This is a genomic window from Oerskovia sp. USHLN155, assembly GCF_037145535.1.
Lineage (GTDB): Bacteria > Actinomycetota > Actinomycetes > Actinomycetales > Cellulomonadaceae > Oerskovia > Oerskovia rustica.
Genome location: NZ_JBBCXG010000003.1, coordinates 296,475 through 316,929, shown reverse-complemented (window position 1 = coordinate 316,929; position 20,455 = coordinate 296,475). Strand labels below are relative to the sequence as shown.

Here is a 20,455-nt window from a genome sequence, read left to right as displayed (position 1 = left end):
CCGAGCGGCTGGTCCCTCGGGCCGGGCGATCGATGGGACAGTGGAGACCATGCCCACCCCGCGCGCGGCCGCCCCGCAGCCCCCCGCGCCGACGGTCTCGCCCGTCCTGACCGAGACGCAGGCCCTGCACGCCGGCCCTGTCGGGCGCGTCCTCGCGGCCCGACCGTGGATCGCGGACCTCGCCCTCGCTCTCGGCGTGCTGCTGCTCGGTCTGGTGACGACCGAGGTGGCCCAGATGACGGTCCAGGGGTCGATCGACCTGGGCCTGTTCCTGCCAGGAACAGGCGCGACCCGCCTGGTCTCGGCCGCCTGGTGGGCGGGATCCGTCGTGGGGGCCGTGCTCCTGGCGGTACGGCGAGTGTCGCCGCTGGTCGTCACAGGCGCGCTCACGGTCCTTGCCCTCGGCTCGCTCGCCACCGCGGGAGTGCTGGGCGTCCTCGGGGCGTGCCTCGCGTTCACGCTCTTCACCGTTGCGGCCACACGCACGCCCCGCACGACCTGGATCACGTGCACGACAGTCTTCCTCGTCGTCACGGTCGCGCTCTGGCACTGGCAGGACGTCGGCCTCGCCGAGATCCTCCTGTGGAGCGATCGTCTGCCCTCGCTCGACGGACCCGCCCGACAGCTCCCCGCGCCCCCGTTCTCCGCCGGGCGCCGGTCCTTCTCGGTACTCCTCCTCCTCGGGCTCCTGCTGCTGGGCGTCGCGACCGGCGCGGTGGCGCGCGCCAGGCGCCAGCACGCGCACGACCTCGTGGAGCGCTATGCCGCGATGGCCCGCGAGCGCGACCAGAGCGCCGCTCTCGCGCGGGTCTCCGAGCGGGCGCGGATCGCGCGCGAGATGCACGACGTGGTCGCGCACAGCGTGTCGGTCATGGTCGCCCTGTCGGACGGAGCCGGGGCCGCCCTCGACCGAGCCCCCGACCGCTCGCGCGAGGCGCTGCGCGAGCTCTCCCGGACGGGGCGGGGAGCGCTGTCCGACATGCAGGGCGTCCTCGGCGCACTCGACCCCGGCGAGGGCACCGACGCGGGGACGGGCGGATCCGCGGAGCCTGTCGCAGCCGACCTCGCGATGATCGTCGAACGCTTCCGGGCCGCCGGCATCCCGGTGCGTGCGCGGGGCCTCGACGTCGACCTCCCCCAGGACACCGCGCTGCGGCTAGCCGTCGCCCGCGTCGTGACGGAGGCGCTGACCAACGTGCTCCGGCATGCTCCGGGCACGCCACGTGCCGAGGTCGCCGTGCGACGCGGCCCGTCGGGACTCGAGGTCGAGGTGCTCGACGACGGCGGTACCCGTCCGGGGACGGGCGGCGGCTCCGGGCGGGGCATCCTCGGCATGCGCGAGCGCGCCGCGCTCCTCGACGGTCGCGTCGAGGCCGGCCCTCGACCTGGTGGAGGATGGCGCGTGCACGTCGTCCTGCCGGTCGACGACGACCGACGCCCAGCACCGGACCAGGGCGCGAGGCGCGGCAGGACCGAAGGACCGGACGGAGGACAGGGATGACGACGGTGCTGCTCGTGGACGACCAGGCGCTCCTGCGCCTCGGATTCCGCCTCGTGATCGAGTCCGAGCCCGACCTCGAGGTCGTCGGCGAGGCCTCCGACGGCCAGGTCGCGATCGCCCAGACCGCGGCCCTGGCCCCCGACGTGGTGGTCATGGACATCCGCATGCCGGGCATGGACGGCATCGAGGCCACCCGGCGCATCGTCTCGGAGCACCCCGCGACACGGGTCCTCGTCCTGACCACTTTCGACGTCGACGAGTACGCGTTCGCGGCGCTGCGCTCGGGGGCGAGCGGCTTCCTGCTCAAGAACGCCCTGCCCGAGGAGCTCGTCGCAGCGATCCGCACCGTGGCGGCGGGCAGCTCGATCGTCGCCCCGAGGATCGTGCGCCGCCTGCTCGACCTCTTCGCCCCGTACCTTCCCACGGGCGAGGCCGCCCCAGCGCCCGCCGACGACCTGAACCCGGCGCTGCGCACGCTCACCCCCCGCGAGCTCGACGTCCTGCGGTGCGTCGCGGAGGGGCTGTCCAACGCCGAGATCGCCGAGCGACTGGTCCTCTCGGCGACCACGGTCAAGACGCACGTCGGCAACATGCTCGCCAAGCTCGGCGTCCGCGACCGAGTGCAGGCCGTGATCGTCGCCTACGAGAGCGGGCTCGCCGGGCAGGGCCGCTAGCCCGCGCCCGACGCTCAGTCCTGCGCCCGCTCCGCGAGCATCTCCGCGACCCGCCCCAGGTTCCCGAGCATCGCGCGGTTCTCGTCGATGCTCCCGAGCCGCTGCCCCGACCCCAGCCCCACTCCCCCCGCACGCGGCGCCGCGAGGAGCGTGACGTCGTCGAGCCCCGAGGACGGGAGCCCGATCCGGCGCCACGGGACGGTCACGAGCGACGCGAGCTCGCCCAGGTTGGGCCCCGAGCACTGCGAGACCTTCGCGGGCGGCAGCCCGGCCCAGACCCCGACGCCGCGCTCGACCGCGCGCGCGACCAGCTCCCAGCCCTTCTCGTCCCAGCCGTCGGCCCGGGCCGCGAGGTCCAGGCCGACGGCGTCGGCACCAGCGAGGACGACGGGGGCGATCCCGACCCACGCGGGCCCCACGTGCACGACGCTGCGCGCACCCCCGTCCCGCACCGCCCCCAGGACCGTCTCGAGGCCCTCCACGATCGCCGGGCCCTCGACCGGTCGAAGCCGCGAGTACCCGGAGAACGTGGGCAGCACGCCCGCGTTGATCTGGCCCAGCAGCGGCTCGGAGACCTGCACCACGAGCTCGGCCCCCGGGACCTGCCGACGCACCTCGTCGAGGTGCGCCCGCACCCCGACGGCGAGCGACGCGGCCAGGTCGGCCCGCGCGCCCTGGTCGGCGAGGACCCGGTCGCCGCGCGCGAGGTACAGCTCGGCCGCGAGCGTCCACGGCCCCACGACCGACACCGCGAGCGGCCCGACGTACCCGTGCCCGGCGATCGCGAGCGCCCCCAGGTCGTCCCGGAGGAAGGCCCGAGCCCTGCGCTCGTCCATGCCGGGCCGGTCCGCGAGCTTCCAGCCGTGCGGCCCGATCTCGACGGGCAGGTCCGCGAGCAGGGTCGCGGTGCGGCCCACGCCGTCGGCGCCCGGTCCCCGTTGGGGCAGGCGCACGAGGAACGGGACGGGCGTCACGCCCGAGGGGACCTCGGCGAGGTCTCCGAAGATCATCTGCTGCGCCTCGAGGACGTCGGTGCCCTCGCCGCCGGGCCACGGCCCGTGGCCGCTGACTGACGTCATGTCCAGGTCTCCTTGCTGTTCGACGTGCTCAAGGACCGGTCCGACGGCCGGGCCGGTCCACCAACTCCCCTGACTCTCCCCGGAGAACTCACCCGAGCATCACCCGCACGAACTCTTGCGGTGTCCCTCTCTCCGAGTGAAGGCTGATGAGTATGCACCACAGACCGTGACGACGCGGTGGCCGCTGGACCGACCCCGCCGGACGAGCGAGGCGGACATGAGCAGCAGCAGGCACGAGGCGACCGGGACCACCCTTCCCGGCGACCAGCACCACGAGGCGGCCACGACGACCGCTGGCGCGACCAACAAGGCGGCCGCGATCGCGGTGCACACCCAGGCCATCCCCGGGAACCACGCCGAGGCGCTCGCGGCGCTCGTCGCCGCCGACTTCCACAACCACGACCCGGCCCCCGGCTGCTCGGGCGGCATCGAGGGGCTGGTCGCGACCATGCACTGGTTCTCGGACGCATTCTCCGACCAGCACGTCGAGGTGCTGCACGCGGTCGCGGAGGGCGACCTGGTGGCGCTGCACGTGGCGTTCAGCGCCCGGCACACGGGCTACTTCCGGGGGCTGGCGCCCACCGGCCGTCACTTCACGGTCCGCGAGATGCACATGCTGCGCTTCGTGGACGGGCGCGAGGCCGAGCACTGGGCGGTGCGCGACGACGCGTGGCTCGTGCGGGAGCTCAGCGAGCACCCCGTGGTCCCGACGAGCGCGGTGCTCGCCGCGACTCAGCCCGGCTCCGCGGTGGGCAGCGTCCCGGTCGCGGTGTGACGAGGCGCGCACGGCCGGTCGGTCAGCGCGCTGCGCTCGCCGCGCGCTGCGCCCGGTAGGCGCGCTGCACGGTCGACTGCCCGATCACGCGCGTGCCCTGGTACACGACGAGCGACTGGCCGGCAGCCACGCCGCGCAGCGTCTCGCCCGTGAGCTCGACCTCCGTCCGCGCGCCGTCGGCGGCCCCGTCGTCCGCCTGCCCGACGACGGCGCGCACCCGCGCAGGGACCGGCGCCCCGTGGGCACGCACCTGGACCGACGCGTCGAACCAGCCGGACACCTGGGCGGACGCCGCGCCGTCGGGCACGGACCCCGCCTGGGCGGGCTCCCACCCGGCGGCTGCGAGGACGTCGTCCGCGAGCCACACCGAGCGGTCCCCCTCGATGCGGTCGACCGTGAGCAGCTCGGCCGGCCCCACGACGACCCGGTTGGAGACCGGCTCGACCTCGAGCACGTAGCGCGGCTTGCCGTCCGCGGCCGGGCGCCCCAGGGACAGGCCCTTGCGCTGGCCGACCGTGAACGCGTACGCGCCCTCGTGCTCGCCCAGGACCTCGCCCTCGGTGTCGACGATCTCGCCCGTGCGCGCGCCCAGGCGCGCCTTGAGGAAGCCCTGGGTGTCGCCGTCGGACACGAAGCAGATGTCGTAGGAGTCGGGCTTGTTCGAGACCGACAGGCCACGCCGCTCGGCCTCGGCACGGACCTCGTCCTTGGACGCGAAGCCGCCCAGCGGGAAGATCGACCGGGCCAGCCGCTCCTGGCCCATGACCGCGAGCACGTACGACTGGTCCTTGGCGTCGTTGGGCGACCGGTGCAGCTCGCGGACCGTGCGCGTCACGGCCTCGCCGTCCGGCCCGGCGACGGCGACCTCGCGCGTGACGACCTGCGCGTAGTGGCCCGTCGCGACCGCGTCGAAGCCCAGCGCCGTGGCCTTGTCGAGCAGCGCCTCGAACTTGATGTGCTCGTTGCAGCGCACGCACGGGTTGGGCGTGCGCCCGGCCTCGTACTCGGACAGGAAGTCCGCGACGACCGTGTCCTCGAAGCGCTCCGAGAGGTCCCACACGTAGTACGGGATGCCCAGCACGTCGGCCGCGCGGCGCGCGTCGCCCGCGTCCTCGATCGAGCAGCACCCGCGCGAGCCCGCGCGGAACTGCTCGCGGTTGCGCGACAGAGCCATGTGCACGCCGACCACCTCGTGGCCGGCCTCGACCGCCAGGGCCGCCGCGACGGCGGAGTCCACCCCGCCGGACATCGCTGCCAGGACTCTCATGCGGGCCTCCCTGTCGTGGCGGTCGGTCGCGTCCTCGGGCTCGCCCCGGGCCGGGCCGACGACGCGAGCCCCGCGGCCTGCGCCCGCGCCACGACCTGCGGCAGCGCGTCGAGAAGGCGCGCGACGTCGTCGGGCGTCGAGGTCGCACCGAGCGAGAACCGCAGCGCACCGCGCGCGTCCTCCTCCGAGACCCCCATCGCGAGCAGGACGTGCGAGGGCTGCGGCACCCCGGCCTGGCACGCGGAACCCGTGGACGTCTGCACGCCCGCCGAGTCGAGCAGGTACAGCAACGAGTCGCCCTCGGAGCCGGGGAACGTGAAGTGCGCGTTGCCGGGGAGGCGCAGGGACGGGTCCGCCAGCGGGTCGGGGCCGCGCAGCACGGCGTCGGGCACGGCCGCCCGCACGCCCCGGACCAGGTCGTCGCGCAACGACGCGAGGTGCTCGGCCCGCTCCGCACGGCCCGCGACGGCCTCGGTCACGGCGACCGCGAACGCCCGGATGGCAGGCGTGTCGAGGGTGCCCGAGCGCACGCCGCGCTCCTGCCCGCCGCCGTGCAGCACCGGGGTCAGGGGCAGGCCGCGCTTCGCGACCAGGGCGCCGACGCCCATGGGTCCCCCGAGCTTGTGGCCCGTGAGGGTCAGGGCGTCGAGGCCGCTCGCGGCGAAGTCCACGGGCACCTGCCCGACGGCCTGCACCGCGTCCGAGTGCACGGGGATGCCGTACGGTCGCGCGATCTGGACGACCTCCTGGACCGGCTGGATCGTCCCGACCTCGTTGTTCGCCCACATGACCGAGATGAGCGCGACCTCGTCGCCCTTGGCCGCGAGCTCGGCGCGCAGCGCGTCGAGGTCGAGCCTGCCGGCGTCGTCGACGGGCAGCAGGACGATCTCCGCGCCCGTGTGCTCGGCCATCCAGAAGGCAGGGTCGAGCACCGCGTGGTGCTCGACCGCCGAGACCAGGATGCGTCGGCGGTGCGGCTCGGTGGTGCGACGCCCCCAGAACAGCCCCTTGATGGCGAGGTTGTCCGACTCGGTGCCACCTGCCGTGAAGATCACCTCGCTCGGGCGCGCGCCGAGCGCCGCCGCGACGGCCTCGCGCGACTCCTCGACGACGCGGCGCGCAGCCCGGCCCGCCGCGTGCAGCGACGAGGGGTTGCCGGTCTGGGTGAGCTCCGCGACGAAGGCCTCGAGCGCGGCCGGCGACATGGGGGTCGTGGCGGCGTGGTCGAGGTAGGCGCCGTGCGAGGGATCGGCGGGCGTGGCGGTCATGAGGCGATCACAGTCGTCCAGTCTACGAAGGTATTCGCGGGCCGCCGCCGCCACGGTGCGGACGAGGGACGTGAGTTCTGTGGAACATTGCTGGACAGCACAGGAAAAACCGATATCTTGACAGATGCTCGTTCGCCCCTCGGACCCTCACCTGCCCGCCGCGACGCGTCGCGCGGCCGGGGTCCGCTCGTGAACGGCGACACCCCGACAGTTCTCCCTCCCGTCCCTCCTCACCCCGTGCGAGCGTTCTGCCCCATGCCCGACGACGTCGCGACCACCTGCGTGGTCCGCTCACCGCAGGACCCGCGTGCCCACGCGAGCGACCGCCTGCGGTGGGCGTCGCTCCCTCGCGAGCTCCGCGACGAGATCGAGGCCACGATGGAGGCGCACGTCGTCGAGGAGATCAGCGTCGTGAGCGGCTTCACGCCCGGGATGGGGTCGCTGCTGCGCCTGTCGACGGGTGAGCAGGTCTTCCTCAAGGCGGCCCGCACGCGAGACGCCCGGGAGTGCGCCGACCTGCACCGCACCGAGGCACGCATCGCAACACGCCTGCCCGCAGCAGTCCCGACCCCACGCTTCCTGTGGGGCCATGGCGACGGCGACTGGATCGTGCTCGCCTACGAGGCCATCGACGGCTACCCCCCGCGGGAGCCCTGGGAGCCCGCGGTGCTCGCACGGGTCCTCGACACCCTCGACGACCTGGCCCGCATCCCCGGAGCCCGGCAGATCTCCTTGCCGCCCGCCGGGCCCCAGCTCGCGTCCGCCTCTATCGGGTGGGGCCGCATCCTGCGCGATCCTCCTGAGCACCTGTCCTCTCTCGCACCGTGGGCGGCTCGCCGCCTCTCGTCGCTCGCCGAGCTCGAGCTGGGCGTCCTCGTCGCGTGCGAGGGCGAGTCGATCGTCCACGGCGACATGCGCGCCCGGAACCTCACGGTCACGGACGACGCGGTCTACGTCCTCGACTGGCCCTTCGCGATGCGCGGGGCCGGGTGGCTGGACCTCGCGCACCTGCTCGTCACGGTCGGCGCGCAGGGCGTCGAGGGGGTCTTCGACCCGCCGGAGGTGTCCGTGCCGGACGACGGCGGCACGCCCGTCGTGACGTGGGACGACGCCGAGCGGGCGGGAGCCTGGCTCACGGCCGTGTTCGACGACCACCCGCTCGGTGCCGAGGTGCACCCCGGAGACCTCCGGTCCATCGTCGGCGGGTTCGCGGGCTTCAGCATGGACCTCACGCGCAAGCCTGCCCCGGTGTCCGACCCGTGCCGTCCCACGGTGGCCCTGGGCCAGGCCGTCTCGGCCCTCGCCTGGCTCGAGCACCTGGGCCTCTGACCTGCTGGTCCGCCGTCGGGCCGGAGCCCCGTCGCACGGAAGCCGCCGGGTGCACGGAAGCCGGGCGTGGGGAAGCCGCCGGGCGTGCGAACGCCCCGGCGGGCCGAGCCCGCCGGGGCGTTCGTCAGAGGGTGTTCGAGGCGTCAGCCCTTGTGCTCCCGCAGGACCTGCGCGGCCTGCGGCAGGACCTCGGCGAGGTCGCCCACGACCGCGAAGTCCGCGATCTCGAACAGCGGGCTGTCGGAGTCGTTGTTGACGGCCACGATCACCTGCGAGGCCTGCATGCCACCGCGGTGGTGCGGGGCTCCCGAGATCCCCGCGCCGATGTACAGGCGCGGCGCGATCGTCACGCCCGTCTGACCGATGAAGGTGTCGAACCAGCCCTCGTAGACCGCGTCACGCGTCGCGCCCACGGCCGCGCCGAGCACGTCCGCCAGCTCCTCGATGGGCCCGAAGTCGCCGTCGGTGCCGCGTCCGCCCGCGACGACCGTCGCGGCCTCGGCGAGCGCAGGACGCCCACCCTCGACGACCGGCTTCTCCTCACGGGACACGACGGTGACGGTGGTCGCCGACGCGGGGACCTCGACGGGGAACCCGATGACCTCCGTCTGGACCGAGGACTCGGCGGGCTCCGGGACGACGGAGTTGGCGCGGACCGTGAACACGGCCTGCTCGGTGACGACCTCGCACGAGGTGTCCCACGAGCCCGCGAAGACCCGCTTGTAACCCACGGCCTTGCCGTCCTCGGCACGGACCGCGGCCGCGTCGATCACGAGGCCGGCACCCAGCGCGAAGGCGAGGCGGGCCGCGGCCTCCTTGTTGGGGAAGGTCGCCGAGAGCAGCACGATGTCCGCGTTCGCGCGGCGCACCGCAGTCTCGAGGGTCACCGAGACGACCGCCGTGAGGTGCGCAGCGTCCGTGCTCACGGACGTGGGCAGCTCGGCCTGCAGGACCGTGTCGACGCCGTAGGCACCGAGCTGGGCGAGCGTCGTGACGCTCGGGCTGCCGAGCGTCACGGCCTTGGGCCGACCGAGGCTGCGGGCGATGGTCAGGAGCTCGAGGGCCGCGGAGCGCAGCTGCGTCTCCGGGGAGTCGAGCAGGACGAGGACGTTGGTGGTCACGATGTTCCCTCTCAGACCAGGTCGTTGCGGATGAGGAACTCGGCCAGCGCGCGGCCACCCTCGCCCTTGTCGACGACGACCTCGACCTCGGGGCGCGGCGGGCGCGGCGTGGCGGCGAGGACGCGGGTGCGGGCTCCGGCGTCGCCCACGGTCGCGGGGTCGAGCCCCAGCGCCGCGAGGTCCCAGACCTCGATCGGCTGCGTCCGCGCGGCCATGATGAGCTTGAAGTTGGGGAAGCGCGGCCAGTTGGCGTGGTCGGTCACGCTGACCACGGCGGGCAGCGGGGCCGAGAGCACCTCGAGCGCGTCGTCGAGCTCGCGCGTGACCTGGGCCGTGCGGGCCTGGACGTCCACCTCGAGCTTGCCCGCGAGCGTGAGCTGCGGCAGGTCGAGCTCGGCAGCGAGCAGCACGGGGACCACGGACCCCAGCCCGTCGAGAGCCGCCATGCCGGTGAGGACGAGGTCGACCGGCCCCTCCTCCTCGATCTTGCGGATCGCCGCAGCGAGCGTGGCGACGGTCCCGAAGTAGTCGGAGCCCGCGAGCGCCTCGTCGCTGACGCGCACGCCGCGGCCGACGCCCATCTGGTAGGCCTTGCGGATCGCGGTGTCGGCCTCGGGGCCTGCCATGGTCAGGACGACGACCTCGGAGGTCTCCTGCTCGGCCTCCGGCAGCGACTCGACGATGCGCAGCGCGGCCTCGATGGCGTTCTCGTCGAGCTCGTTGAGGGTCCCCTCCTCGGACGATCGCACCACTCGTCCGGCGTCGAACCGCCGGTCGGCGTGGATATCGGGAACGTACTTGACGGCGACGACGATCCTCATCGTGATGTGCTCCGTGGTTGGGACGACGGTGGACCCGGGTGGTACCCGCACGCCACAGCCCTTCGTGGAAGGTGTGGCACAGGCGAAACCCTACCGGGCACCGCCGCGGAACCGGGTGAGATCTCGCGCACGACCACCTGGTGAGCACGAGCCGTCCACATGCGGGCCTCACAATGGAGGGGTGCAAGCGCTTGCCCCCTCCCCCCGCCCTCGCCCCTCGCACGGCCCGGTCCCCCGGCTCGGCGTCCGTCTCGCCGGTGACGGCGTCGACGTCGCCGTGCTCGCCTCGCACGCGAGCGCCGTCCACCTGTGCCTGCTCGACGTCTCGCCCGACGGCGAGATCCACGAACGGCGTGTGGCGCTCGACGGGCCGACCCACGGCGTCTGGCACGGGCACGTCCCCGGCGTGGGTGAGGGACAGTGCTACGGCTTCCGGGCCGAGGGCCCGTGGGACCCCGCGGCCGGCTTCCGGTACAACCCCGCGAAGCTCCTGCTCGACCCGTACGCACGCGGGATCGTGGGCGAGCTCGACGACGACCCGTCCACTCGCGGCCACGTGACCGAGCGGGACGCCTCGGGCACCCTCGTGGGCGACGTCCGTGGTCCGGCCGACCCGCGCGACTCGGCGGCGCACGTGCCGCACTCGGTCGTCGTGGCTCCTCGCACCGGGCACGAGCCCGTGCGCCGGCCGCACGTGCCGTGGGCCGACACGGTGGTCTACGAGGCCCACGTCCGCGGCCTGACCATGCAGCTCGACGCCGTGCCCGAGCACCTGCGGGGCACCTATGCGGGGCTCGCGCACCCGGCGACGATCGCGCACCTGAAGGCCCTGGGCGTCACGACGGTCGAGCTGCTGCCGATCCACGCGTTCCTGACCGAGCCGCACCTCGTGGCCGAGGGGCTCACCAACTACTGGGGCTACTCGACCGCGGGCTTCTTCGCCCCCCACGCCCCGTACGCGACGCGCGACGCGCAGGAGGCCGGGCCCGGCGCCGTCGTCGACGAGGTGCGCGGCATGGTGCACCTGCTGCACGAGGCCGGGCTCGAGGTCCTTCTCGACGTCGTGCACAACCACACGTGCGAGGGCGGGGCGGACGGCCCGCACCTGTCGTGGCGCGGCCTCGACAACCCCGTCTACTACCTGCACGACGGCGCGTCCCCGGCCGAGCTCGCGGACGTCACCGGGACGGGGAACAGCCTCGACTTCCGGCGTGCTCGGGTGGTCCAGCTGACGCTCGACTCGCTGCGCTACTGGGCGCAGGAGATCGGCGTCGACGGCTTCCGCTTCGACCTCGCCGTGACCCTGGGTCGCGGCCCGGCCGGGTTCGACCCCGACCACCCGTTCCTCGTGGCGCTCCAGACCGACCCGGTGCTGAACGGCCTCAAGCTCGTCGCGGAGCCGTGGGACGTCGGCCCCGGCGGGTGGCGCACCGGGCAGTTCCCCGCCCCGCTGGCCGAGTGGAACGACCGCTTCCGGGGAGCCGTCCGCCAGTTCTGGCTCGCCGACCCGCGCGAGGCCTCGCACGGACGCCCCGGCCAGGGCGTGCGCGAGCTCGCGACCCGCCTGGCCGGGTCCGCGGACCTCTTCGGGCACAGCGACCCGCCGCTCATGCGCGGGCCCGTCGCGTCGGTCAACTTCGTCACCGCCCACGACGGGTTCACGCTCGCGGACCTCGTCGCCTACGAGCACAAGCACAACGAGGCCAACGGCGAGGGCAACCGTGACGGCAGCGACGACAACCGGTCCTGGAACCACGGTTTCGAGGGGCGCCTCGAGAACGAGGAGATGACGGTCGAGGGCTTCGAGCCGGGGGTCGAGATCGCGCCTCTTCGCCGCCGCTCGATCCGCAACCTCATGGCGACCCAGGTCCTGGCGGCCGGGACCCCGATGCTCACCGCGGGCGACGAGATGGGACGCACCCAGCGCGGCAACAACAACGCGTACTGCCAGGACGGGCCGCTGTCGTGGGTGAGCTGGGACCTGTCCCCCTGGCGCAAGGACCTGCTCGCGACCACGACCCACCTCCTGGGGCTGCGTCGCGAGCACGCCGCGCTGCGCAGCGAGACGTTCTTCCACGGCCGCCCCCGGCACTCGGCGCAGGACGCGGTGCCGGACCTCGCGTGGTTCGACGCCGCAGGTCACCCCCTCGACCACGCGGCCTGGCACGACCCCGGGTTCCGCGTGCTGCAGATGCTGCGCACCGGCCCGCGTGCGGGCGACCGCGACGTGCTCCTGGTCCTCAACGGTGCGCTCGACACGGTCGAGGTCACGCTCGCGGGCGTGCCGGGACGCCCGGCGCCCGGGGCTGCCGAGGGGGCCGGGAGCACCGCGTGGGAGCTCGCGTGGGACTCCGACTGGGAGCACCCGGGCGAGGGCGGCAGGCCTGTGGGCCCCGAGACGCACGAGCCCGCAGGAGGGCCGCGGCCCCTGCTGGAGCCGCTCAGCCTGCAGGTCTATCTCTCGCCGAGGTAGAGGGGGCTCGTCGAGGGAGAGGGCTGGGGACCTCTCCCTCGACGGCTGGCCTCTACCTCGCGGCGGGGCGCGGGGTCTAGTCTCTGCGCATGAGTGACAACGACGTCAGCATCCCTTCCGCGAGCAACGCCGTCCCGTCGGGCACACCCGCCCACGGGAGCGCTCCCAGCCGGTCCGGCCCTGACCACGCCGAGGTCATCGTGGTCGGCGCCGGGCTCTCGGGCCTCGTCGCGGCCACCGAGCTCACGGCTGCGGGGCGCCACGTGATCCTGCTCGACCAGGAACCTGCCGCGAGCCTGGGCGGCCAGGCCTTCTGGTCCTTCGGCGGCCTCTTCCTCGTCGACTCCCCCGAGCAGCGCCGCATGGGCGTCAAGGACACCCCCGAGCTCGCGCTCGACGACTGGCTCGGGTCGGCGAACTTCGCCCCCGGCGCCGCCGACGGCGACGGACCCGACCGCTGGGGCTACGCCTGGGCGCGCGGATTCGTCGACTTCGCCGCGGGCGACATGCGCTCGTGGCTCCACGCCAAGGGGGTGCGCTGGTTCCCGCTCGTCCAGTGGGCAGAGCGCGGCGGCTACCCCGCAGGCGGCCACGGCAACAGCGTGCCCCGCTTCCACGTCACCTGGGGCACCGGGCCCGGCATCCTCGAACCCTTCGTCCGCGCCGCGCTCGACGCCCGGGAGGCGGGCCTCCTCGACATCCGCTTCCGCCACCGCGTCACCGGGCTCGTCGTGACCGACGGCGCCGTGACCGGCGTGCGCGCCGAGATCCTGGCCGACGACCCTGCCGAGCGCGGCGCCCCCTCGGTGCGCGACGTCGTGGGCGAGGTCGAGCTGTCGGCGAGCGCCGTCGTCGTCTCCTCCGGGGGGATCGGCGCGAACCACGACCTGGTCCGCGCGAACTGGCCTGCGTCCGCCGGCGTGCTGCCCGCGCGCATGCTCTCGGGCGTCCCTGACTCGACCGACGGGCTGCTGCTCGGCATCACTCGCGACGCGGGTGCGGCCCTGGTCCACGAGGACCGCATGTGGCACTACCCCGAGGGCATCGCGAACCACTCGCCCGTGTGGACCGACCACGGCATCCGCATCCTGCCCGGCCCCTCGTCGCTGTGGGTCGACGCGCACGGCCACCGGCTGCCCTCGCCCCTGTTCCCCGGCTTCGACGCCCTGGGCTCGCTCCAGCACGTCACGGCCCGCGGCGACGACCACTCCTGGTTCGTGCTCAACAAGGCCATCATGGAGAGCGAGTTCGCGCTGTCGGGCTCGGAGCAGAACCCCGACCTGACCGGCCGGAGCGTGCGGCTCCTGGCGCAGCGGGTCCTGCCCGGGGCCGTCGGTCCCGTGGCGCGGTTCGCGGCCGAGTCCCCCGAGTTCGTGTGGGGCGCGAACCCGACCGAGCTCGCCGCCGGGATGAACGCCCTGACCGACGCGACCCCCGGGTCGCAGGGGCACATCGACGCCGAAGAGCTCGAACGGCTCGTGCGGCTGCGCGACGACCAGGTGCGCTCGGGCCTCGGCAAGGACCACCAGGTCGTCGCGACGGCCATGGCCCGCAAGTTCTTCGTGGACCGGGTCATCCGCGTGTCCCCGCCGCGCCCGCTCACGACGCCCAAGGACGGTCCGATGCTCGCGGTGCGGCTCTCGGTCCTGACCCGCAAGACGCTCGGCGGCCTGCACACCGACACCGACGGTCGCGTGCTGCGCCCCGACGGCTCGGTGTTCGAGGGTCTGTACGCCGCGGGCGAGGCGGCCGGGTTCGGAGGAGGGGGCGTGCACGGTCACCGGGCGCTCGAGGGGACCTTCCTCGGCGGCTGCCTGTTCTCGGGGCGGACCGTGGGCCGAGCGCTCGCACGGAGCCTGTGAGGCCACGGCCGCGACGGCGGGTCGCGGCCTGCCGAGGTAGACCCGTGTGCGCGAGGTAGACCGCCCGGGGGTCTACCTCGCACACACGGGTCTACCTCGACTGCGGGTCCGGGCCCGTCACCAGTCCGCAGGCATCTGCACGGAGTCGTCCGGGCTCACGCGCGACACGCGCAGACCGGGGACGGCGAGCAGCGCCGCGACCAGCTCCTCGCTGCCCCCGAGGTCGGTGGCCACGGTGTCGAGCTCGGTGCACACGAACCACGACCGGTCGTCCGGCCACCACAGCGTCGGCGACTGGTCGAGCGACGCGAACGCCGCCGCCTGCGCGAGCGGACCGTGCCACAGGTGGTAGTCGCGGTGCGGTAGCGCGAGCATCGGTGCGGCGGGCCGCTCGACCTGGCGTGCGGCCCGGAAGGCGTGCGCCGCGGCCTGCGCCCGCGCCTGGGCGAGCGCGAACGACGACCCGGGTGCGTCCCCCTCGCCCACGTCGTCGATCGCGTACGTCAGCGCGGCGAACGACGTCGAGTCCTCGGGCCGCGTCCCGTGGTCGTACAGCCATCCGTACCCGGTCCACAGCGCGAAGTGGCACTCCTGGTCGCCCGTGAACGGCGCGAGGGCCTCGAGGAGCAGGTCCATCTGCTCGGGGCCGGACCTGCCGCCGTGCCCCAGGTAGAGCGACCCCATGCCCTCGTCCTCGTCGGACCACGCGGGCGCGTCCGGGATGCGTGCGTATGCCGCGAAGCCCGACGGGACACACCCGCCGACCGTCCCCGGATCACCCGTTCGGGGCCCGATCCAGTCACCGGCCGACGCGTCGTCGTCCCACGCGACCCCGCCGAGGGGCGGGGGAAGGCCGGGGAGGTGAGTGGCGTCGTCGGGCATGAGGCGAACGTAGCCGTGGCGAGGCCGCCCGGCCACCGGTCGCGCGCGCCGGTACGCTCCCCGCATGACCCCGCCCGACGACGCCGCTCCCCCCGGCCCTGCGGCCCACGGGCCGGACGTGGCCCACCTCGACGTCGCCGGGTGCGAACGCGTGCTGCGGCGCAACGGCCTGCCGCTGCTGATCGAGGACCACTCGGCGCGGCGAGACGTGTTCGGGCGGTCGGCGCCGTTCCTCGTGGTCGTGCTGCTGCTCGAGCTCACCGGGGCGCTGAACGAGGGGTGGCCCTGGTGGGGCAACCTGCTCGCGGTCGCGGGCGGGGCGGTCCTGCTCGCCGCGGCGTACGCGGGGCTCAACGCGCTGCGCGGACGGCACTGGTCGACGCTGCCGCAGGACGTCGGCGGGCCCGAGCTCGCGTTCTTCGTGCTCGTGCCTGCGGTCCTGCCCGCGGTGTTCGGGGGCGAGTGGCGGGCCGCGCTCGTCACGGCCGGCGGGAACCTGCTGCTGCTGGGGCTCGTGTGGGTCGTGGTCGCGTACGGGCTGGGCTCGTCGCTGTGGTGGGGGCTGGCGCGCATCGCGGACGAGCTCGGGGCGTCCCTGATGCGGCTCGTCCGACTCCTGCCGCTGCTCATGGTCTTCTCGCTCGTGCTGTTCTACAACGCCGAGGTGTGGCAGGTCTTCAGCCGGACCGGCGGGGCCGCGGGCGTGATCCTCGGGACGTTCTTCGCGCTGCTCGTCGTGCTGTTCGTGGGACTGCGGCTGCCGACCGAGGCGCGAGGAGCGCTGTGCACGGCGGCCGAGGGGGTGCCGGGGGCCGCGGACCTGCCGCCCCTGACCCGCAGCCAACGGTTCAACGTGGCCGCGATGATCGGCGTCTCCCAGCTCCTGCAGGTGCTCGTCGTCAGCGCCGGGATGGGGATCTTCTTCGTCGCGCTCGGGACGCTGACCGTGACGCCCGAGGTCATGGACCTGTGGGGCATCGACGGGCAACGCGTGCTCCTGACGTTCGACCTGTCCGGGACGACGCTCGTGGTCACGCAGACGCTCGTGCGGGTGTCGGTGGCGATCGCGACGTTCACCGGCCTGTACTACGCGATCTCGGTCCAGGTCGACGCGGTGTACCGCGAGGAGTTCGTCGAGGGGATCGGGGAGCAGCTGCGGGAGGTGCTCGCGACGAGGGTGCGCTACGTGGGTCTGCTGGGGGCCGAGGCCTCGACCGCAGCCTGAGCGCCGGGGGGGGGGCCGGGGGGGGGGGGGGGGCGCCCCGCCCCCCCCCCCCCCCCGCGCCCCGGCCCCCCCGGGGGGCCGCCCGCCCCCCCCCCGGCCCGCCCTCCCTCCCCCACACGGGTCTACCTCGGCGTGTGGCGGGCCCGCGCTCGCTCACGGGCGGCGCGCAGCCGGGCCACGAGCCGCTCCGGATCCGACAGGTCTGCCCAGGTGACCCGGATGATCGTCCACCCGGCCTCCACCAGCGCGTCCTGCCTGCGCTTCTCCGCGAGCAACCGCTCCCCGGGCTCTCCGTAGCGCCCGCCGGAGTACTTGACCGCGCCGTCGAACTCGATCCCGATGCGAAGGTCGGGCCAGCCGAGATCGAGCCAGAATGCTCCGAGCCAGGTAGCGACAGGGATCGCCAGGTCGAGCGCTGGCAATCCGGCGTCGACCGCGAACCATCGGACGAGGGACTCTCCCGGAGACTCTGACCGAACGTCCGCCGCGGCGAGCACCCGGCGCGCGCGGACGACTCCCCTCTTCCCGGCGGACTCCTCGAGAACCGTCTCCAGGACCTCGGTCCGGGCTCCGATCCGCAGCGCCGAGTCGGCGATCACGATCCCCTGCGGTTCGCGCAGCCCCCGGAGGCAGTCGACGACGGTTCGCTCCAGTCCCGTCACAGGCAGCCCGTCGAGCGCGCACCTGTCACGGACCGGCAGGTCGGTCCAGTGCCGCCGAAGGACCCTGTCGCCGCTCCGGACCTTCGGGTGTCCGAGCTGCGTGACGTGCACCTCGGCCGCGAGGCGCCACGTCCAGCACCCCCACAGCAGTGCCGCGTTCACATGGCTGAACCAGAACGGAGTCGTGAGCCGGTTCACGACACCTCTCATCTCCGCGAGAACCTCGGCCTGCCGAGCCAGGGCCGGGGCATCCGTCGGCAAGGGTGCGACGTAGACGCCACGGCGGACCCGCCGCACCTCTCCTGATCGCAGCCTCCGCTCCAGTCGCGTCCGCTCGTCGCCCCGGAACGTCTCGGCGTCGGGGAGTCGACGAGGAGTGAGCTGGCTGAGATCGACGGGTCGTAGCGGAGCGGGCCCCTGTGACGGGCGAGCGGGAATGGGCGGTGGGGGGCTGGATCTCATCCGCGCATCGTGGCCGCCATCGCGGGTCTTCAGGGGCCCGCGATGGCGGCTGTGGATCGCTGAGCAGCCTGTGGGCGCGGCCAATGCGGCCTGAATGCTCAGACTCGTGCGCCACGAGGTAGACCCGTGGGGGGGGGGGGGGGCCACCGGGGGGGGGGCCCCCCCCCCCGGACACGGGTCTACCTCGGCACCACAGCGGGTCAGGCGTTCGCGACCAGCCCGAGCTCCGCGACGCTCGCCAGGCCCTCGTGCTTGGGCACGATGCGCACGGTGTACCCGAACGGCCCCGACGCCTCGAGACGCACGGAACCGGCGAACGCCGCCCGTCCGGCCTCGTACGTGTCGGCGAGCTCGAGAGGCTCCGCCGTGAACGACTCGATGACGTCGGCCTCTGTCACGCGGCCGTGGACGACCTGCACCTCGACGTCGCCGGGCTGCAGGTCCCCCAGGGACACGTAGGCCTTGACGGACAGCAGGTCGCCGACCTGCGGCACCTCGCGGATCCCGCTCGACTCGACGTGGTCCACGCGCACGTGCGACCAGTCGCCGCGCACGTGCTGCTTCCACGCCGCGAGCTCGCGCGCCGGCTCGAACCCCGGCCCGTTGAGCGTGCGCCCTGCGACGGCAGCAGGCCCGTACAGGCGGTGCACGTAGTCCGCGACCATGCGCGTGGCCTGGACCTTGGGGCCGAGGGTCGCAAGCGTGTGCCGCACCATCTGGAGCCAGCGGACCGGCACGCCCCGCTCGTCACGGTCGTAGAACCGTGCCGCCACCTGGGTCTCGATGAGGTCGTACAGCGCGGCGGCCTCGAGGTCGTCGCGGCGGTCGTTGTCCTCGACGCCGTCGGCCGTGGGGATGGCCCAACCGTTCTCGCCGTCGTACCACTCGTCCCACCACCCGTCGAGGATCGACAGGTTGAGGCCGCCGTTGAGCGCGGACTTCATGCCCGACGTGCCGCTGGCCTCGAGCGGGCGCAGCGGGTTGTTGAGCCACACGTCGCAGCCCGGGTAGAGCGACTGCGCCATGCCGATGTCGTAGTTCGGCAGGAACACGATGCGCCCGCGCACGTCGTGCTCGTCGGTGAACCGGACGAGCTGCTGGATGAGCCGCTTGCCCTGGTCGTCGGCGGGGTGGGACTTGCCGGCGACGATGAGCTGGACGGGCCGCTCGGGGTCGAGCAGCAGCGACCGCAGCCGCTCGGGGTCGCGCAGCATGAGCGTCAGGCGCTTGTACGTCGGCACGCGGCGCGCGAACCCGATGGTCAGGACGTCGGGCGAGAGCGCCTCGTCGACCCACCCGAGCTCGGCCGGGCTGGCCCCGCGCTCGCGCCAGGACCGGCGCAGCCGGTTGCGGGCCTCGTCGACGAGCTGGCCGCGCAGCTCGCGGCGCATGCCCCACAGCCCCTCGTCGCTCACCCCGGCGGGGTCGAGCCACCCCGACGACGCCGTGTCGGCCGTGAGCTCGTCGAGCCCGAGCCGCTCGGCCTCGAGCGCGGCGAGCCGCGGGTCGACCCAGGTGGGCGTGTGGACGCCGTTCGTCACGGACGTGATGGGGACCTCGCGCGCGTCGAAGCCCGGCCAGAGGCCGTTGAACATTCCGCGCGAGACCTCGCCGTGCAGGAGGGACACGCCGTTGGCGCGTCCGCCCAGGCGCAGTCCCATGACGGCCATGTTGAAGACCGTGGGGTCACCGCCCTCGTAGTCCTCGGCGCCGAGCGCGAGCACCTGGTCGACCTCGATGCCGGGGATCTGGTTGTCGCCACCGAAGTACTGCGCGATCAGGTCCCGGCCGAACCGGTCGATGCCTGCGGGGACCGGCGTGTGCGTCGTGAACACGGTCGCGGCCCGCACGGCCTCGAGCGCCGCGTCGAACGTGAGCCCCGCACCGGTCACGAGCTCGCGGATGCGTTCGACGCCGAGGAACCCGGCGTGGCCCTCGTTGGTGTGGTAGACCTCGGGCTCGGGCGCGTCGGTCAGTCGTGACCACAGGCGCAGCGCACGCACGCCGCCGACGCCCAGCAGGAGCTCCTGCTGGAGGCGGTGCTCGCCGCCGCCGCCGTAGAGGCGGTCGGTGACCTTGCGTGCGGCCTCGTCGTTGCCCGGGACGTTGGAGTCGAGCAGCAGCAGGGGCACGCGCCCGACGGCCGCGACCCACACGTGCGCGTGCAGCACGCGCCCGCCGGGCAGGTCGATCGAGACGCGCGCGGGCGTGCCGTCGTCCTCGCGCAGGATCGTCAGCGGCAGGCCGTCGGGGTCGAGCAGCGGGTAGGTCTCGACCTGCCAGCCGTCGCGCGTGAGGGACTGGCGGAAGTAGCCGGCGCCGTAGAGCAGGCCGACGCCGACGATCGGCACGCCCAGGTCGGAGGCGCTCTTGAGGTGGTCGCCCGCGAGGATGCCGAGGCCCCCCGAGTACTGGGGCAGGACCGAGGTGATGCCGTACTCCGGGGAGAAGTAGGCGATCGCCTGCGGGAGCTCCTCGCCGCCCGCGGCCTGCTCCTGGTACCACATCGGGTCCTGGAGGTAGCGGTGGAGGTCCGCTGCCGCCGCGCGGACGCGGCCGACGAACTCCTGGTCGGCTGCGAGCGCCGCGAGGCGGTCCGGCCCGAGGGCGCCGAGGAGCGCCACCGGGTCGCGCTTCACGGACTCCCAGAGCTGCGGGTCGATCGTGCTGAAGAGCTCACGCGAGGGCGTGTGCCAGGACCAGCGCAGGTTGAGGGACAGCTCGTCGAGGTCGTGCAGCTCGGCGGGCAGGACGGTGCGGACGGTGAAACGTCTGATCGCTCTCACGGGTCCGACAGTACGCAACTGTGGGCCGCTGTACACCCTTTGCCTACCGCGTGCTCTCGTCGGCGTCGGCCCGTTTCACCCGTCGGCCGGGCGGGCGTGCGGCGCGGGTTGCGCGCCACACCCGCCCAGCGGGTGCCGCACCTCGCCCGCGCTCGATACCTTGTGCTCGTGCCTGAGAACTCCGCGACCCCCGTGACCTCGGCGCCGGCGCCCCTGCCGGCCGCTCCCTCGATCGTGTCCTCCGTCGCTGCGACGGTCCCTCCGCTCG

At 74.0% G+C, this 20,455-nt stretch carries 15 protein-coding genes; 7 read left to right on the top strand and 8 right to left on the bottom strand.

The window, feature by feature from the left end:
• Positions 1 to 49: 49 nt before the first annotated feature.
• Positions 50 to 1,501, top strand: coding sequence for a sensor histidine kinase (locus WFH32_RS06195; protein ID WP_336706536.1), 1,452 nt, complete (start codon positions 50 to 52; stop codon positions 1,499 to 1,501).
• On the top strand, positions 1,498 to 2,175 hold the full coding sequence (locus WFH32_RS06190) for a response regulator transcription factor (protein ID WP_336706535.1): 678 nt from the start codon (positions 1,498 to 1,500) through the stop codon (positions 2,173 to 2,175). The genes WFH32_RS06195 and WFH32_RS06190 overlap by 4 nt, the downstream gene beginning before the upstream one ends.
• Positions 2,176 to 2,189: 14 nt before the next feature.
• On the opposite strand, the gene WFH32_RS06185 is transcribed toward WFH32_RS06190, so the two are convergent.
• The gene (locus WFH32_RS06185) at positions 2,190 to 3,254 is read right to left on the bottom strand and encodes a hypothetical protein (protein ID WP_336706534.1); all 1,065 of its coding nucleotides are present in this window, start codon (positions 3,252 to 3,254) and stop codon (positions 2,190 to 2,192) included.
• A gap of 217 nt (positions 3,255 to 3,471) precedes the next feature.
• On the opposite strand from WFH32_RS06185, the gene WFH32_RS06180 reads away from it, so the two are divergent.
• A complete protein-coding gene (locus WFH32_RS06180) occupies positions 3,472 to 4,029 on the top strand; it encodes an ester cyclase (protein ID WP_191797927.1) in 558 nt (185 codons plus the stop codon).
• A gap of 22 nt (positions 4,030 to 4,051) precedes the next feature.
• Here the strand turns inward: WFH32_RS06180 and mnmA are convergent, their stop codons facing one another.
• Both mnmA and WFH32_RS06170 read right to left on the bottom strand, forming a co-directional pair.
• A complete protein-coding gene (mnmA, locus tag WFH32_RS06175) occupies positions 4,052 to 5,296 on the bottom strand; it encodes a tRNA 2-thiouridine(34) synthase MnmA (protein ID WP_336706532.1) in 1,245 nt (414 codons plus the stop codon).
• The gene (locus WFH32_RS06170) at positions 5,293 to 6,564 is read right to left on the bottom strand and encodes a cysteine desulfurase family protein (protein ID WP_336706530.1); all 1,272 of its coding nucleotides are present in this window, start codon (positions 6,562 to 6,564) and stop codon (positions 5,293 to 5,295) included. Before WFH32_RS06170 ends, mnmA begins: the two co-directional genes overlap by 4 nt.
• Positions 6,565 to 6,819: 255 nt before the next feature.
• On the opposite strand from WFH32_RS06170, the gene WFH32_RS06165 reads away from it, so the two are divergent.
• Positions 6,820 to 7,893 (top strand): phosphotransferase family protein, encoded by a 1,074-nt coding sequence (locus tag WFH32_RS06165; protein ID WP_336706528.1) that lies wholly within the window; start codon positions 6,820 to 6,822, stop codon positions 7,891 to 7,893.
• A gap of 143 nt (positions 7,894 to 8,036) precedes the next feature.
• Here WFH32_RS06165 and WFH32_RS06160 read toward each other — a convergent pair whose 3' ends face one another.
• Both WFH32_RS06160 and WFH32_RS06155 read right to left on the bottom strand, forming a co-directional pair.
• Positions 8,037 to 9,017 carry an electron transfer flavoprotein subunit alpha/FixB family protein gene (locus WFH32_RS06160; protein WP_336706581.1) on the bottom strand — a complete coding sequence of 327 codons (981 nt, stop codon included), beginning with the start codon at positions 9,015 to 9,017 and terminating at the stop codon, positions 8,037 to 8,039.
• Positions 9,018 to 9,025: 8 nt separating this feature from the next.
• The gene (locus WFH32_RS06155) at positions 9,026 to 9,835 is read right to left on the bottom strand and encodes an electron transfer flavoprotein subunit beta/FixA family protein (RefSeq protein ID WP_138823600.1); all 810 of its coding nucleotides are present in this window, start codon (positions 9,833 to 9,835) and stop codon (positions 9,026 to 9,028) included.
• A gap of 181 nt (positions 9,836 to 10,016) precedes the next feature.
• Between WFH32_RS06155 and glgX the strand changes: the two genes are divergently transcribed.
• Together glgX and WFH32_RS06145 are read left to right on the top strand one after the other, a co-directional pair.
• Complete coding sequence (gene glgX / locus WFH32_RS06150) at positions 10,017 to 12,308, top strand: glycogen debranching protein GlgX (protein ID WP_336706526.1); 2,292 nt, start codon at positions 10,017 to 10,019, stop codon at positions 12,306 to 12,308.
• Positions 12,309 to 12,397: 89 nt separating this feature from the next.
• Positions 12,398 to 14,170 (top strand): FAD-binding dehydrogenase, encoded by a 1,773-nt coding sequence (locus WFH32_RS06145; RefSeq protein WP_191797915.1) that lies wholly within the window; start codon positions 12,398 to 12,400, stop codon positions 14,168 to 14,170.
• Positions 14,171 to 14,287: 117 nt separating this feature from the next.
• On the opposite strand, the gene WFH32_RS06140 is transcribed toward WFH32_RS06145, so the two are convergent.
• Complete coding sequence (locus WFH32_RS06140; protein ID WP_336706524.1) at positions 14,288 to 15,052, bottom strand: hypothetical protein; 765 nt, start codon at positions 15,050 to 15,052, stop codon at positions 14,288 to 14,290.
• Between the two features lie 64 nt (positions 15,053 to 15,116).
• On the opposite strand from WFH32_RS06140, the gene WFH32_RS06135 reads away from it, so the two are divergent.
• Entirely contained in the window at positions 15,117 to 16,277 is a 1,161-nt protein-coding gene (locus WFH32_RS06135) for a hypothetical protein (protein WP_191797911.1), read from the top strand.
• Between the two features lie 122 nt (positions 16,278 to 16,399).
• Here the strand turns inward: WFH32_RS06135 and WFH32_RS06130 are convergent, their stop codons facing one another.
• Together WFH32_RS06130 and glgP are read right to left on the bottom strand one after the other, a co-directional pair.
• Positions 16,400 to 17,149 carry a hypothetical protein gene (locus WFH32_RS06130; RefSeq protein ID WP_336706522.1) on the bottom strand — a complete coding sequence of 250 codons (750 nt, stop codon included), beginning with the start codon at positions 17,147 to 17,149 and terminating at the stop codon, positions 16,400 to 16,402.
• Between the two features lie 452 nt (positions 17,150 to 17,601).
• Positions 17,602 to 20,187, bottom strand: coding sequence for an alpha-glucan family phosphorylase (gene glgP / locus WFH32_RS06125; protein WP_336706520.1), 2,586 nt, complete (start codon positions 20,185 to 20,187; stop codon positions 17,602 to 17,604).
• Between the last annotated feature and the right edge of the window lie 268 nt (positions 20,188 to 20,455).